The organism is Propioniciclava sp. MC1595 (assembly GCF_017569205.1).
In the GTDB taxonomy this organism is placed as follows: domain Bacteria; phylum Actinomycetota; class Actinomycetes; order Propionibacteriales; family Propionibacteriaceae; genus Propioniciclava.
Window position 1 is genome coordinate 2,712,634 of sequence record NZ_CP071870.1, and the last position, 14,606, is coordinate 2,727,239.

At 72.8% G+C, this 14,606-nt stretch carries 11 protein-coding genes; 5 read left to right on the forward strand and 6 right to left on the reverse strand.

Features of this window, described 5'->3' with window-relative positions:
• Positions 1–30 precede the first annotated feature (30 nt).
• The gene (locus J4N02_RS13115) at positions 31–1,629 is read left to right on the forward strand and encodes an ABC transporter substrate-binding protein (protein ID WP_188332963.1); all 1,599 of its coding nucleotides are present in this window, start codon (positions 31–33) and stop codon (positions 1,627–1,629) included.
• Between the two features lie 79 nt (positions 1,630–1,708).
• Positions 1,709–3,166: a uracil-xanthine permease family protein gene (locus tag J4N02_RS13120; protein WP_188332964.1), complete on the forward strand. Its 1,458-nt coding sequence runs from the start codon at positions 1,709–1,711 to the stop codon at positions 3,164–3,166.
• 78 nt (positions 3,167–3,244) lie between these two features.
• Here the strand turns inward: J4N02_RS13120 and J4N02_RS13125 are convergent, their stop codons facing one another.
• Together J4N02_RS13125 and J4N02_RS13130 are read right to left on the reverse strand one after the other, a co-directional pair.
• A complete protein-coding gene (locus tag J4N02_RS13125; RefSeq protein ID WP_243760804.1) occupies positions 3,245–4,489 on the reverse strand; it encodes an APC family permease in 1,245 nt (414 codons plus the stop codon).
• 40 nt (positions 4,490–4,529) lie between these two features.
• The gene (locus J4N02_RS13130) at positions 4,530–5,111 is read right to left on the reverse strand and encodes a hypothetical protein (RefSeq protein ID WP_182815323.1); all 582 of its coding nucleotides are present in this window, start codon (positions 5,109–5,111) and stop codon (positions 4,530–4,532) included.
• Between the two features lie 102 nt (positions 5,112–5,213).
• Between J4N02_RS13130 and J4N02_RS13135 the strand changes: the two genes are divergently transcribed.
• Positions 5,214–5,735 (forward strand): DNA-3-methyladenine glycosylase I, encoded by a 522-nt coding sequence (locus J4N02_RS13135; protein ID WP_188332965.1) that lies wholly within the window; start codon positions 5,214–5,216, stop codon positions 5,733–5,735.
• Between the two features lie 53 nt (positions 5,736–5,788).
• Here the strand turns inward: J4N02_RS13135 and gnd are convergent, their stop codons facing one another.
• A complete protein-coding gene (gnd, locus tag J4N02_RS13140; RefSeq protein WP_188332966.1) occupies positions 5,789–6,742 on the reverse strand; it encodes a phosphogluconate dehydrogenase (NAD(+)-dependent, decarboxylating) in 954 nt (317 codons plus the stop codon).
• 151 nt (positions 6,743–6,893) lie between these two features.
• Between gnd and J4N02_RS13145 the strand changes: the two genes are divergently transcribed.
• A complete protein-coding gene (locus J4N02_RS13145; protein ID WP_188332967.1) occupies positions 6,894–8,891 on the forward strand; it encodes a cytochrome c oxidase assembly protein in 1,998 nt (665 codons plus the stop codon).
• Complete coding sequence (locus J4N02_RS13150) at positions 8,888–11,140, forward strand: cation-translocating P-type ATPase (RefSeq protein ID WP_188332968.1); 2,253 nt, start codon at positions 8,888–8,890, stop codon at positions 11,138–11,140. The genes J4N02_RS13145 and J4N02_RS13150 overlap by 4 nt, the downstream gene beginning before the upstream one ends.
• Here the strand turns inward: J4N02_RS13150 and J4N02_RS13155 are convergent.
• Genes J4N02_RS13155 through J4N02_RS13165 form a run of 3 tightly spaced genes read right to left on the reverse strand, consistent with a single transcriptional unit; the run spans position 11,124 to position 14,585 of the window.
• Positions 11,124–12,443, reverse strand: coding sequence for an MFS transporter (locus J4N02_RS13155; RefSeq protein WP_309224411.1), 1,320 nt, complete (start codon positions 12,441–12,443; stop codon positions 11,124–11,126). The genes J4N02_RS13150 and J4N02_RS13155 overlap by 17 nt on opposite strands.
• A 32-nt stretch (positions 12,444–12,475) precedes the next feature.
• Positions 12,476–13,630, reverse strand: coding sequence for an AMP-binding protein (locus J4N02_RS13160; RefSeq protein ID WP_188332970.1), 1,155 nt, complete (start codon positions 13,628–13,630; stop codon positions 12,476–12,478).
• Between the two features lie 16 nt (positions 13,631–13,646).
• A complete protein-coding gene (locus tag J4N02_RS13165) occupies positions 13,647–14,585 on the reverse strand; it encodes a 1,4-dihydroxy-2-naphthoyl-CoA synthase (RefSeq protein ID WP_182815311.1) in 939 nt (312 codons plus the stop codon).
• Positions 14,586–14,606 lie beyond the last annotated feature (21 nt).

Genomic DNA, 14,606 nt, shown 5'->3' on the forward strand with positions numbered 1-14,606 from the left:
CGACACCCCCGAGCCGCAGGAGGACCATCCGTGAGCAGGCCGCGCCCGAGAGCGCGCCTCACCGTGCTCGCGGCCGCCCTCCTCGTCGGCTGCACCGGCTCGCAGCCGCTCCCCAGCACCAGCACGCCGGCACCCGTGGCCGCCGACGCGGTCCAGGACACCAACCCCCAGCCGCGCGAGCGCCTCCGCGACGGCGGCCTGCTCCGCTTCCCGCTGGCCGCGCTACCGACCCAGTGGAACCCGCGCCACCCCGACGCGGACGCCGACGCCCGCCGCGTCCTCGACCCGTTGACGCCCGAGCACCTGGCGCTGGACGCCGCGGGCCGGGCCACCCCGAACCCCGACTTCGTCACCGACGTGGCCGTCTCCCACGAGGGGCACACCGTCGTGACCCTGACCCTCAACCCCGAGGCGGTCTGGGGCGACGCCGCCCCCCTCACGGCCGAGGACTGGGTGGCGACCTGGCGGGCGTCCACGGGCCAGGTCGAGGGCGTCGCCCCCGTCGGCCCGCTCGGGTGGGACCGCGTGACCGACGTCCGGGCCGGGGCGTCCGCGTACGAGGTCGTGGTCACCTACGCCGGGGTCGACCCCGACTGGGCCCAGCCGCTGGTCCCCGGGCCCCTGCGCGCGTCGACGGTGGCCTCCGCCGACGCGTTCGCCTGGGCGTCCCACCGCGACGCCCACTACGCCGCCCCCTTCCTGGTCGCCCACGTCGACCAGGCGCAGGGCCTCGTCACCCTGGAGCGGAACCCGCTCTGGTGGGGGGACCGACCCAAGCTCGACACCATCATGTTCCGCACCGTCCAGGCCGAGGCGGTCGCGGCAGCGTTCCAGCACAACGAGCTCGACGTGTGGGAGACGGGCACCTCCGTCGACCGCCTCCAGCAGTCGCGTGCCGCCGCCGACACCACCCTGCGCACCGCGCCGGGCACCCACGGGCGCAGCCTCCACGTCTCCCGCGCGGGGCTGCTCGCCGACGCGGCCCTGCGGCGCGCGGTCCTGATGGCGATCGACCGCGCCGAGGTGGGGGCGAGCGACCTCGCCGACCTGCACGAGCCGCCCCGCACGTGGTCGAGCAACCTCCTGCTGCCGACGCAGCCGGGGTACGTCGACCAGGCCCGGGCGACCGGGCTCGCGAACGACCCCGTCCGGGCCGCCGAGGCGCTGGACGCGGCCGGCTGGGTGGAGGGCCCGGGCAGCCGGTCCAAGGACGGGCAGCGCCTCCTTCTCACATTCCGGACGCCGATCGGCGACGACCTCGCCCAGGGCGAGTTCGAGGTGCTGGCGGGGCAGCTCGCCGCCGTGGGCGTCCGGCTGCGCGCCGTCACCGGGGAGGCGGACCTCACCCCCGTCTCCGTGCCGGTCGACGCGTTCCCGCTGGCCCGGCTGCCCGAGGACGTGGCGTCCGTGCCCGCCGCCGCCGAGCTGGTCGCCCGGGTGGCCAGCGAGGTCGACCCGGTGCGCCGCGCCGACCAGGCCAGCCAGCTCGCCCGGCTGGCGTGGCAGGAGGTCGTCGAGATCCCGCTGTACCAGGAGCCGCAGTTCGTCGCCGTCCGCAACGGCCTGGCGAACCTCGGGGCACCCGGCTACGCGACCACCGACTGGGAGGACGTCGGCTGGACCTCCTGACGCGAGGGGGGCACCGCGCAGTACAGTGCAGCCGTTTGCCCGGACGCCGGTTCGGGCCCCCAGCGAGAGGTTCCCGCCCATGGCCCTGTGGAAGCTGCACGGTGACGGCACATTGACGCCCGGGGCGGTGGTGGCCCCCGACGAACGTCTCTCGTGGGGCAAGACCGTCGGCCTCGGCGCCCAGCACGTGGTCGCGATGTTCGGCGCGACGTTCGTGTTCCCGATCCTGATGGGGCTCAACCCCCAGCTCGCCGTGATGATGTCCGGCATCGCGACGCTGATCTTCCTCGCGGTCGTGAAGGGCCGGGTGCCCTCCTACCTCGGCTCGTCGGCGTCCTTCGTGGGTGTCGCGACGGCGATCTACGCCGCGGGCGGCAACCCGAGCCACGTGTCGGGCGCGATGTTCTGGGTCGGTGTGGCCCTGCTCATCGCGGGCGTGATCATCCACTTCGCGGGCGCCGGCGTCATCCACCGCGCGCTGCCGCCCGTGGTCACCGGCGCCGTCGTCATGCTCATCGGGTTCAACCTCGCCCCCGTCGTGGCCGGCGTCTACTGGCCGCAGGACCAGGGCGTCGCCCTGATCACCATGCTGGTGGTCGTGGTGCTGAGCGTCGGCGTCCGCGGGTTCATCGGCCGCATCGCGATCTTCCTCTCGCTGATCATCGGCTACATCGTGAGCTGGGTGTTCGACGTCGTGCTCGGCCCGATCAACTCCCAGATGGCCGACGGGACCGTCGGCCCCCACCTGCGCGTCGACTGGTCCCTGGTCGAGAAGGCGCCGTGGATCGGCCTACCCCCGGTCTCCGACCTCGCCAACTGGCAGTTCGGCGCCACCGCGACCAACGTCGTCGGCTTCCACCTGCCCACCTTCAACCTGGCGTTCGCCCTGGTCGCCCTGCCCGTCGCCATCGCGCTGATCGCCGAGAACACCGGCCACGTGAAGGCCGTCGCCGAGATGACCGGCGGCAACCTCGACCAGGACATGGGGCGCGCGATCGGCGCCGACGGCGTCACCTCGATGCTGGCCACCGCCGTGGGCGCCGGCCCGACGACCACCTACGCCGAGAACATCGGCGTCATGGCCGCCACCCGCGTCTACTCGACCGCCGCGTACGTGGTCGCCGCCCTGGTCGCCATCGGCTTCGGCTTCTCGCCGAAGGTCGGCGCGATCATCTCCGCCACCCCCGGTGGCGTGCTCGGCGGCATCACGGTCGTGCTCTACGGCATGATCGGCCTGCTCGGCGCGAAGATCTGGAAGGAGAACGGGGTCGACTTCGGCAACCCGCTCAACCTGGTCCCGGTCGCCGCCGGCATCATCATCGGCGTCGGCAACGTGTCGCTGGTCCTGTCCGAGGACTTCTCCCTCGGCGGCATCGCCCTGGGCACCATCGTCACCATCGTCGTCTACCACCTGGCCCGCTGGCTGGCCCCGGCCGAGATGCGCCGCGACGCCGAGGGCGCGGTCCTGATCGTCGACCGCCCGGGCGCCTACGAGGCCGACCCCGACGAGGGCCCGACGCACACGCACCGGGGCTGACGCCCCGTCCCCCACATGTGCTCCCTGTACCTGGCGCCACGTGCCCCAGTCGCAGGGAGCACATGTCGCGTACAGGGGTCAGCTGCGCGCCGCCGACCGCCGCGCGACGAGCCGGCCCACGACGCCCACCGCGTAGACCGCGACGCCGACGGCGACCGACTGACACGGCAGGGTCACCACCAGCAGCAGGCACAGGGCCATGCCGAGCGCCTGCAGCCAGCGCGGGAACATCCGGCCGTCGTCCTGCCGGAACGCCGCCAGGTTCGCGACGAAGTAGTAGAGCAGGACGCCGAAGCTCGAGAAGCCGATCACCCCGCGCAGGTCGGCGAGGAGAACCAGCACGGACACGACCACGGCCAGCGTGATCTCGGCCACGTGGGGCACCTGGTAGCGCGGGTGCACGGACGCCAGCGGCCGCGGCAGGTCGCCGTTGCGGGCCATGGCCAGGGAGGTGCGCCCGATACCGGCGACCAGCGCCAGCAGCGCCCCCAGCGAGGCGACCGCGCCGCCCACCCGCACCAGCCAGGTCTGCCACGAGCCGTCCCCGGCACCGACGGCGTCCACCAGCGGGGCGGTGCTGGACGCCAGCGCCCCGGTCCCCAGCGCGCCGATCACCCCGACCCCGACCAGCACGTACACGACGACGGCCAGGGCGAGCGCGACCAGGATCGCGCGCGGGATGGTCCGGCGGGGGTCGACGACCTCCTCGCCCATCGTGGCGATGCGCGCGTATCCGGCGAACGCGAAGAACAGCAGGCCCGCCGACTGCAGGACGCCGTACGGACCGGCTTCGAACAGCACCACGCCGTCCCAGACCCCGGGCGTCCACGCCAGCCAGGTCGTGACGACCGCCCAGACGAGCACGACCAGCACGACCGAGACGATGAGGCGGGTGAGCGCGGCCGTGCGCGTGACCCCGTGGTAGTTGACCGCGACCAGCACCAGCATGGCGAGCGCCGCGAGGGGGCGCTGCCACCAGCCCGACGGCACCAGGTAGGCCGCGAACGTCAGCGCCATCGCCGCCGCCGAGGCGGTCTTGCCGATCACGAACCCCCACCCGGCGAGGAAGCCCCACCAGTCGCCGAGCACCTCGCGTCCGTACACGTAGGTGCCCCCCGAGGTGGGGTAGGCGGCGGCGAGCTGGGCCGAGGAGGTCGCGTTGCAGTAGGCCACGAGGGCCGCGAGGGCCAGGCCGATGAAGAGGCCGCCCCCGGCCGCGGCCGCGGCGGGCGCCCAGACGGCGAAGACGCCGGCCCCGACCATCGAGCCGAGGCCGATCACGACGGCGTCGACGAGGGTCAGGCGGCGGGCGAGCTGGTTCACCCGCGCAACCCAACAACGCCCGGGTGAACGGAGGGTGACGTCACTCGCGCAGCGCCCGCCCCAGCGCCTCGAGACGCCGTTCGAGCACGGCCACGCGCTCGCCCAGCTCACCGGCCTCGGCCCCTTCCACCGGCACGCTGCCGGTCGGGAGCGACTCGGCCTCCGCCGAGCGGCGGATGAACGTGAGGTATCCCACGCCCACCGTGACCACCAGGGCCGCCAGCGCGACGAAGAAGCGCGTCACCTGGCCCGAACTGCTCGCCAGCGACTGGCCCACGGCGTAGATCATCGTGAAGATGCCACCGAGCAGCAGGCCGTTCGAGATCACGGCCATCCGTGCCGGGCGCCACAGCGACACCAGCAGGATCAGGGTCGCGCAGACGAGCAGGATGATGCTGGTGTTCAGCGACCACGCTTCCTGGGCCGCCTGGGCGGCGCGGGTCGCCGCCTCCTGCTGGGCGATCTGCTCGGCGGTGGGCTCGGCGCCCGGGTACTTGTCCCACGCCATCTCGGGCCAGCGGGGCTGCGGGTGGAACGTGTTGATGCCGATGGCGACCAGCCCGACGACCACCAGCCCCAGGAAGAACGAGTAGATGACCTGCAGCAGCGACACCGCTTTCATGGCCCCTCCTTGGCTCGACCCCCAGTCTCCCACCGCGGGGGCGCCCGCAGCAGGAGCACGCCTCCCCCGCGCGGCGTGACACGGGCTGCCTAACATCCGGGTATGAACAGACCCGCGTGGGCCGAGGCGTCGGCCCTGATGAGCGACTACTTCGACACCGAGTGGGGGTTCCCGGTGCGCGACACCCCGGGCGTCTACGAGCGCATCGTGCTCGAGGGCTTCCAGTCGGGCCTGTCGTGGGCCGTGGTGCTGCGCAAGCGACCGGGGTTCCGGGCGGCGTTCGACGGGTTCGACCCCGAGGTCGTCGCGCGCTACACCGCGGCCGACGTCGAGCGCCTGCTGGCCGATCCGGGCATCGTCCGCAACCGCCGCAAGATCGAGGCGGCCATCACCAACGCCCGGGCGACGACCGCGATGACCGACGCCGGGGTCGACCTGGGCGACCTCGTCTGGTCCTTCCGCCCCGACGACCCCACCGCGGGGGCGGACGCCACGGAGTCACCCGAGTCGCTCGCCCTGTCGAAGGCGCTGAAGAAGCACGGCTTCGTCTTCGTCGGCCCGGTGACGATGTTCGCCCTGATGCAGGCGATCGGCATCCTCGAGCACCGCCAGTCCTTCTCGTGACGACGGCATGGCTCCACCAGGGAGCCATGCCGACATCCTGACGGGCGTTCGCCTCAGGCGCCCGGCTGGACCTGGGCCTGTCCGGGCGTGGAACCCTGCGTCGGGGCCGGGGGCACGGCGTCCGCGTCGTCGCCCGACTTCACCGCGTGGCCGCCGAACTGGTTGCGCATGGCCGCGACCATCTTCATGCTCGGGCTGTCCTCCTGCTGGCTGACGAAGCGCGCGAACAGGGCCGCCGAGATCGTCGGCACCGGGACGCCCAGGTCGACGGCCGCGTTCACCGTCCAGCGACCCTCGCCGGAGTCGGCGGCGTAGCCCTCGATCTTCTCGAGGTGTGGGTCGGCGTCCATGGCGCGGACCATGAGGTCGAGCAGCCACGAGCGGATGACGGTGCCCTCGCGCCAGCTCTCGAACACGTCGGGCACGTGGGTGACGATGTCGGACGCCTCGAGCAGCTCCCAGCCCTCGGCGTAGGCCTGCATGAGGCCGTACTCGATGCCGTTGTGGACCATCTTGGCGAAGTGGCCCGCGCCGACCTCGCCCGCGTGCACGAAGCCGAACTCGCCCTCGGGCTTGAGGGTCTCGAAGATCGGCATGACGTCGGCCACGGCGTCCTCGGAGCCGCCGCACATGAGCGCGTAGCCGTTCTCCAGGCCCCACACGCCGCCCGAGACACCGCAGTCGATGAAGCGGATGCCCTTCTCGGCCAGCTGGTCGGCATGCTTCTGGTCGTGGGTCCACTTGCTGTTGCCGCCGTCGATGATGATGTCGCCCTCGGACAGGCGGTCACCGAGCTCACCGATCACGGCGTGGGTCACCTTGCCGGCGGGGACCATCACCCAGACCACGCGCGGGCTGTCTGTCAGCTGCGCGACCAGGTCGGCCTGGTCCTTGGCGTCGGAGATCTCGGGATTGGTGTCGTACCCGATCACGGTGTGGCCGCCGCGGCGCAGGCGCTCCCGCATGTTGCCGCCCATCTTGCCCAGCCCGATCAGTCCCAGTTGCATGCGAAGCCTCCCTGCGGTCGTTGGCACCGAGCGTAGCCGGGGCCGGGGCATCGCAGGGGCGGATCGACCCGGGCGCTTCGAGTGCCGAGGACTAGACTCGCGGGGAAGTCCCCGGTCGACCACCGGGTCACCCAGACCACCGAGGTAGTTCGTGACCACCACGTCCCCGTCGTCCCTCGCGCCGAGCCGGCGCAGCACCGTCGTGCTCCTGTCGATCATCGGTGCCGCCGTCGCCGCGTACGTCGCGGTCTGGCTGGTCGGGCTCGACCTCGCCGTGCGCCCACCGCTCCCGGCGCGCATCCAGGCCGACGACGTCACCGGCATGATCTCGCTGGTCAGCGACCTCACCGCGCGCCTGGCCGCGCTGGGCACCCTGGGCGTCCTGTCGGGCGTCGTCGGGTTCACGCCCCGCGGCACCGACCACACCATCAGCGACCGGGCCCGGCGCCTGCTGCCGTGGGCCGGCCGGCTCGGGCAGGTCTGGTTCGCGGCCTCGCTGCTCAACACATTCGCCAACCCGGCCTACGTCAACGGCGTGCCGATCGGCACGACGATGCGGCCCCAGGCGTGGTGGACGTTCATCTGGGCCTCCCCCTCCGGGCTGGCGTGGCTGGCCTCCGCGCTCGTCGCCGCGGCCGTGGTGGCCGCGGTCTACACCAGCCGCCACTGGGCGAGCTTCCTGATCGGCCTGGTCGCCGGGGTGATCGCGCTGGCGTTCGTCGGCGTCACCGGCAACGTCACGGTCGGCTACAACCACGACTGGGCCACCGACGCGATGGTCGCCATCGCGTTCACCGCCATCCCGCTGATGACGGCCGCGCTGGGCGCCTGGCTCGTCGGGACGCCGGCCTCCGCCATGCGCTACCAGCGCCTGGTCCTCCCCCTGCTCCTGGTCACCGCCGGCGGCCACGCCGTGGTCGCGTGGCAGCAGATGTCCGGCCAGCCGCTGACCAGCACCCCGTACGGCCTGTGGACGATCGCGATCTTCGTCATCCTCGGCCTGTTCGCCGTGAGCTGGGTCGTGCGCCAGTTCGTCGGCGGGCGCACCGCCGGCAGCATCGGTCGCGACGTCGTGCTCGCCATCGCCTACCTGACCTGCCTGACCGCCGAGAACCACATCCCGACGCCGCGCTTCCTCGAGCCCCAGAGCATCATGGTCAACTACCTCGGCTACGAGGTGACCGTCGGTCCCACGATCGAACGCCTCGTCACGCCGGGGCGTCCGAACACCCTCTGGGTCGCGGTCGTCATGTTCGCCATCGGCGCCTACCTCGTCGGGGTGCTGCGCGCCCGCAAGCTCGGCCGCCACTGGCCCGTGCTGCGCACGGTCGCGTGGATCGCCACCTGGCTGCTCACCCTGTTCCTGGCCGTCACCGGCCTGTGGGAGTACTCCACGGTCACCTACAGCTGGCACATGGTCGTGCACATGACCGTCAACATGCTGGTCCCCGTGCTCGGCGTGCTGGGGGCACCGCTGGCCCTGATCCGCGAGGCGTCCGCACCCGGTGAGCACCACGTGTCGCTCGGTGACGCGCTCGACTCGCTCGAGGACCACCGCCTCTGGCAGTTCCTCACCAGCGCCCCCGTCGCGTGGCTCGCCTACGTGGGCAGCCTGTTCGCGGTGTACTTCACCCCCGCGTTCTCGTGGCTGATGAAGTACCACTGGGCGCACCAGCTGATGCTGATCGCGTTCATGATGGTCGGCTACTTCTTCTTCACGATCATCATCGGCGCCGACCGCACCGGCAAGCAGCTCCCGCACCTGCTCAAGCTCGCCCTCGTGATCTCGATCATGCCGTTCCACGCGGTGTTCGCGGTCGGCATCCTTCAGTCGCAGAGCCTCATCGGGGCCGAGTTCTACGAGACCATCTCGGTGCCGTGGCTGCCCGACCACGCGGCGCTGATGGCCGACCAGAACATCGCCGGGCAGGCGTCGTGGTTCCTCGGCGAGATCCCGCTGTTCGTCGTGATCGCCGCCCTGGCCGCCCAGTGGTTCCGCCAGGACGACAAGGAGGCCCACGAGATCGACGAGGCCGTCGACTCCGGCGCCGACGACTCCTTCGACGCCTACAACGACATGCTCGCCGAGCTCGCCCGCCGCGACGAGAAGCGGGCCCGCGAGGCCACCCTGAAGCGGTTCGAATCATGACCACCTCCCCCGAGGCCGAGGTCACCAGCGGCCTGGACCAGCGGGTCGAGCTCGACGTCTCGGGCATGACCTGCGCGGCCTGCGCCTCGCGCATCGAGAAGAAGCTCAACAAGATGCCCGGTGTGCGGGCCACCGTGAACTACGCGACCGAGCGCGCGGTGATCCTCGGGCTGTCCCCCGACCGCGCCCCCGACGCCGTCGATGTCGTCGAGAAGGCCGGCTACGGCGCCGCCCCCGTCGTCGAGGGCGAGGAGGGCCAGGGCTACGCCGACCGCGTGAAGATGCTGCGCAACCGGCTGATCGTCGCAGCCCTGCTCACCGTGCCGCTGGGCGACGTCGCGATCGTGCTCGCCCTCGCGCCGCAGATGCGGTTCCCGGGCTGGCAGTGGGTGCTGCTCGTCACCGCCCTGCCCGTCGTGTTCTGGAGTGCCTGGCCCTTCCACAAGGCCGCCTGGCGCAACCTGCGCCACGGCACCACGTCGATGGACACCCTCGTCAGCCTCGGCATCCTCGCCGCGTTCACGTGGTCGCTGGTGGCCACCATCATCGGCGCCGAGGACACCACCGGCTACTGGCTCGGCTACGGCATCGCCCCGGCCGGCGCCGACACGCTCTACCTCGAGGTCGCCGCCGCGGTGACGACCTTCCTGCTGGGCGGCCGCTACATGGAGGCCCGCTCGAAGCGTTCGGCCCGGTCGGTGCTCTCGGCGCTCGGGCGCCTCGCGCCCAGCACCGTCCGCGTCATCCGCGACGGCGCCGAGGTCGTGATCCCCATCGGCGAGCTCAAGGTCGGCGACCGCTTCGGCGTCCGCCCCGGCGAGCGGATCGCCACCGACGGCACCGTCGAGATGGGCTCCTCCGCGATCGACACCTCGATGATGACCGGCGAGCCGGTGCCCCGCGAGGTCACCGAGGGGGACGCCGTCCTCGGCGGCACCATCAACACCAACGGGGCGCTGATCGTGCGCGCGGACCGCGTCGGCGCGCACACCCAGCTCGCCCAGATGGCGGCCACGGCCGAGCAGGCGCAGGCCCGCAAGGCGTCGGTGCAGACGATGGTCGACAAGGTCGTGTCGTGGTTCGTGCCGATCGTGCTGGCCATCTCGGCGATCACGCTCGTCGCCTGGCTGCTGGCCGGCGGCGGCCCCCGTGCCGCGTTCTCGGCCGCGCTGTCGGTGCTGATCATCGCCTGCCCCTGCGCCCTCGGCCTGGCCACCCCGACGGCCCTCATGGTGGGCGTCGGCCGCGGCGGCCAGCTCGGCATCCTGATCAAGGGCCCCGACGCCCTCGAGGCCTCGGGCATCATCGACACCGTCGTGCTCGACAAGACCGGCACGCTGACCTCCGGCGAGATGTCCGTCGAGGCGGTGCACGGCTCGGACGCCCACCCGGCCGACGCGGTGCTGTCGGCCGCGGCGTCCGTGGAGGAGCAGTCGGAGCACCCCCTCGCCCGCGCGGTCACCGACCACGCGGCCGCCCGCGAGGTGCCCGTCGCCCGGGCCACCGACGTGCGCGCCATCCCCGGCCGCGGCATCGTCGGCACGGTCGCCGGCCGGCGCGTGCTGGTCGGCACCCCCGAGCTCATGGCCGACCAGGGCCTCGCCGTGCCCACCGCCCTGTCGGACGCCGTGGCCACGGCCGCCGCGGGGGGGCGCACCACGGTGCTGGTCGCCCTGGGCGACGAGGTCGCCGGGCGGATCGAGGTCGCCGACACGGTCAAGGACTCCGCGGCCGAGGCCGTCGCCCGTCTGAAGGAGATGGGCCTGCGCACCGTGCTGCTCACCGGCGACCGCAGGGCGGCCGGCGAGGCCATCGGCGCGGCCGTGGGTGTCGACGAGGTGATCGCCGAGGTCCTGCCGACCGACAAGTCGGCCGTCATCGAGCGCCTGCAGGCCGAGGGCCGCCGCGTGGCGATGGTCGGCGACGGCATCAACGACGCCGCGGCCCTGGCCTCGGCGAACCTGGGCCTGGCCGTGGTGTCGGGCACCGACGTGGCGATGAAGTCGGCCGACATCATCCTCGTCCGCCGCAACCTCGGCGTCATCCCCGACGCGATCGCCCTCGCCCGGCGCACGCTGCGCACGATCAAGGGCAACCTGGTCTGGGCGTTCGGCTACAACATCGCCGCGATCCCGCTGGCGGCGCTGGGCTTGCTCAACCCGCTGATCGCCGGGTTCGCGATGTCGCTGTCGAGCGTGTTCGTCGTGACGAACTCCACGCGCCTGCGCCGGTTCAAGCCGGGTCGCTGACCCTCTCGTCCGCCGGCCGGGGCGCCTTGTGCCAGCGGTCGTCACGGGTCTCGCGCATGCGCCGGTAGACCAGCGCCGAGGCGACGCACAGGGCCACCATGACGCCCTCGAACACCCAGAACCGGCCCGCCTGCACCGTCGCGGTGGCGAGCACCGGGGCGAGGCCGCCGAAGACCGCCACCGCGATCCCGTACGGGAGCGAGATGCCGGCGGTGCGCACCTCGGGCGGGAACTGCTCGGCCATCACCGCGGCCAACGAGCCCGCGTAGGCCGCCAGCAGGACCGCGCTGACCGACACCGCCACGAGCACGCTCGACATCGTCTGGCCCACGGTGGACATGAGCGGGATGAACGTCAGCGCCGAGCCGATGGCGAAGAACAGCAGCAGCGGACGGCGTCCGAACCGGTCGGACAGGCGGCCCGAGACGGGCTGCAGGATCGTGAACAGGGCCAGGCCGAGCATGGCCGCGACCTGGGCGTCCTTGATCTCGACGCCGGTCTTGAGGTTGAGCACCGACGGCAGCGAGACGAACCAGAACTGGACCAGGGCGGTGCCGGCGGCCACGAGGCCGATGACGCGAAGCGCGGCGCGGGGGTGCTCGCGGAGCACCTCGGTGAGCGGTCGACGGGCGACGCGGCCGGCGTCCTTGACGCGGGTGAAGGCCTCGGTGTCGGGCACGGCCATGCGCAGCCACAGGCCCAGCAGGCCGAGCACGGCGCCGATGCCGAACGCGATGCGCCAGCCCCAGCTCGTGAGGAACTCCTCGGTGCCGACCGAGAACATGACCGAGGCCAGCAGCGAGGCCAGCAAGGTGCCCGCGCCGACCGAGACCTGCTGCCACGAGCCCGCCCAGGCGCGGCGTCCGGGGGGCGCGTTCTCGACCAGGAACGCCGAGGAGGTGCCGAACTCGCCGCCGGCCGAGAAGCCCTGCACGCAGCGCGCGAGGGTGAGCAGCAGGGGTGCGGCGACGCCGATCTGGGCGTAGGTGGGCAGCACGGCGATCAGGGCGCTGGCGCCGGCCATCAGGAGGATGGTGAGGGTCATGCCGGCCCGGCGCCCGCGGCGGTCGGCGTACGAACCGAGGATCGCGCCGCCCAGGGGCCGGAAGAAGAAGCCGACCGCGAAGACCGCGAAGGCGGCCAGGATGCGGGCCGCGCGGTCCTCGACGGGGAAGAAGCTGGCCGCGAAGTAGGGGACGAAGAAGCCGTACACGGACCAGTCGAACCACTCGACGAGGTTGCCGACGGTGCCGGCGACCAGCGACCTGCGTCGATCGGCGTCGCTGTGGGCGCGCTTGCTGATGGTGACCCCCTGGCTAGCAGAACGTGCCTACGTTAGCGCCTGTCAGCCGTAGTGGGGATGCCCCGGGCCACCAGCCCTGCTTGCAGGCCGCGCCGGTCGACCTTGCCGGTGGGGCGCAGGGGCAGCGCATCGACGTGGACGACGTCCTTGGGGCGGGCGGCCGCGACCAGGTGGGCGGTGGACGCGCGCACGGCCTCGGCGTCGGCGTGACCGGTGGTGACGGCGATGACCCGGTGGCCCCACTCGGGGTCCGGGACCCCGACGACGACCCACTCCCCGGGGAGCGCAGCGAGGGCGTCCTCGACGTCGTGGGGGTTCACGTTGACCCCGCCGGAGATGATCACGTCGTCGGCCCGCCCCCGGATCCGGAGGCGCCCGTCGACCAGCTCGCCCAGGTCGTGGGTGGCCAGCCAGCGGCGCCCGTCGTGCTCGACGAAGGGTTGGGCATCGGTGTCGAGGTAGCGGGTGGCCAAGTGGGGTCCCGCCACGTGGACCAGCCCGTCGACCAGGCGCACCTCGACCCCGTCGAGCGGGACGCCGTCGTAGACGCAGCCCCCCGAGGTCTCGGTGGAGCCGTAGGTGGTGATGATCCGGGCCCCGGCGGCCGCGGCCCGGCGGGCCAGGTCGGGCGGCAGGGCGGCCCCGCCGACGAGGATCGCGTCGAAGGCCCCCAGCTCGTCAGGGGCAAGCTCGACGGCGCGGCGCAGCTGGGTGGGCACGAGGGAGAGGTAGCGGCGTCGGCCCGGCTCGAGGGAGGCGACGGCACCCGCGAACAGGCCGGGGTCGAAGCCGCGGCGGGGGGCGTAGACCACCGGGCGCACCCCGGCCAGCACGCTGCGGGTGACCACCTGCAGGCCGGCCACCCCGTGCACCGGGAGCGAGGTGACCCACTGGCCCGGCCCCCCGATGCGGTCGAGCGTGGCCCGGGCCGAGGCGACCAGCGCCGCCAGCGACAACCCCACGAGGTGGCCGCGGCCGTCGGTCGACCCGGAGGTGGCGATCACGACGTCGACGCCGTCCAGGGGCTGGGTGATGCGGGCCCGCGCCTCGTCGGCCGCCCCCGCGGTGGCCGCCGGCAGGAGGACCGGGCCGGACGTGACGGTTTCCCTCCAGAGGATGGCGTCGTAGAGCGCCGCCACCGCTGCGGCCGACGTGCCGCCCGGCATCCTGTGGAGAGAAACCGTCATCTGGGGTGGGTGCCGGTCAGAAGTAGTGCGGGTAGCCGGTCCAGTCGGGGTCGCGGCGCTCGACGAAGGCGTCGCGGCCCTCCTGGGCCTCGGCGGTCATGTAGGCCAGCCGGGTGGCCTCGCCCGCGAAGACCTGCTGGCCGGCCAGCCCGTCGTCGACGAGGTTGAACGCGAACTTCAGCATCCGGATCGCCTGGGGGCTCTTGGTCGCGATGATCCGGGCGTACTCCAGGGCGAGCTCCTCGACCCGGTCGTGGTCGGCGACCTCGTTGACCACGCCCCAGCGCTCGGCGTCCTCGGCGGAGTACTCCCGGGCCAGGAAGAAGATCTCGCGGGCGCGCTTCTGCCCGATCTGCCGGGCCAGCAGGCCCGAGCCGTAGCCGGCGTCGAACGAGCCGACGTTGGCGTCGGTCTGCATGAACCGGGCCTCCTGCCGGGAGGCGATGCTCAGGTCGCACACCACGTTGAGCGAGTGACCGCCGCCCGCGGCCCAGCCCGACACCACGCAGATGACGACCTTCGGCATCGTGCGGATCAGCCGCTGCACCTCGAGGATGTGCAGCCGCCCCGCGCGCGCAGGGTCGATCTGCTCGCGCCGCTGCTCAGGGGCGGCCTCGTCGTCGGCCCCGTCGACCTCGTAACGGTAGCCGTCGCGCCCGCGGATCCGCTGGTCGCCGCCGGAGCAGAACGCCCAGCCGCCGTCCTTGGGCGAGGGCCCGTTGCCGGTCAGGATCACCGTGCCCACGTCGGAGGTCATCCGGGCGTGGTCGAGCGCGCGGTACAGCTCGTCCACCGTGTGCGGCCGGAACGCGTTGCGCACCTCCGGGCGGTCGAACGCGACCCGCACGACGGGCAGGTCGGTGCCTGCGGCGTCGATGCCCCGGTGGTAGGTGATGTCGGTGAAGTCGAAGCCCTCGACGGCGCGCCAGCGGGTCGGGTCGAACGGGTTGCCCATGGTGGGTCACTCTACCGACGG

Excerpts from the sequence above, each read along its gene's own strand:
- gnd (WP_188332966.1), bottom strand. The coding sequence starts at position 6,742 with ATGCAACTGGGACTGATCGGGCTGGGCAAGATGGGCGGCAACATGCGG.
- J4N02_RS13135 (WP_188332965.1), top strand. The coding sequence starts at position 5,214 with ATGAACAGACCCGCGTGGGCCGAGGCGTCGGCCCTGATGAGCGACTAC.
- J4N02_RS13120 (WP_188332964.1), top strand. The coding sequence starts at position 1,709 with ATGGCCCTGTGGAAGCTGCACGGTGACGGCACATTGACGCCCGGGGCG.
- J4N02_RS13130 (WP_182815323.1), bottom strand. The coding sequence starts at position 5,111 with ATGAAAGCGGTGTCGCTGCTGCAGGTCATCTACTCGTTCTTCCTGGGG.
- J4N02_RS13160 (WP_188332970.1), bottom strand. The coding sequence starts at position 13,630 with ATGACGGTTTCTCTCCACAGGATGCCGGGCGGCACGTCGGCCGCAGCG.
- J4N02_RS13165 (WP_182815311.1), bottom strand. The coding sequence starts at position 14,585 with ATGGGCAACCCGTTCGACCCGACCCGCTGGCGCGCCGTCGAGGGCTTC.
- J4N02_RS13150 (WP_188332968.1), top strand. The coding sequence starts at position 8,888 with ATGACCACCTCCCCCGAGGCCGAGGTCACCAGCGGCCTGGACCAGCGG.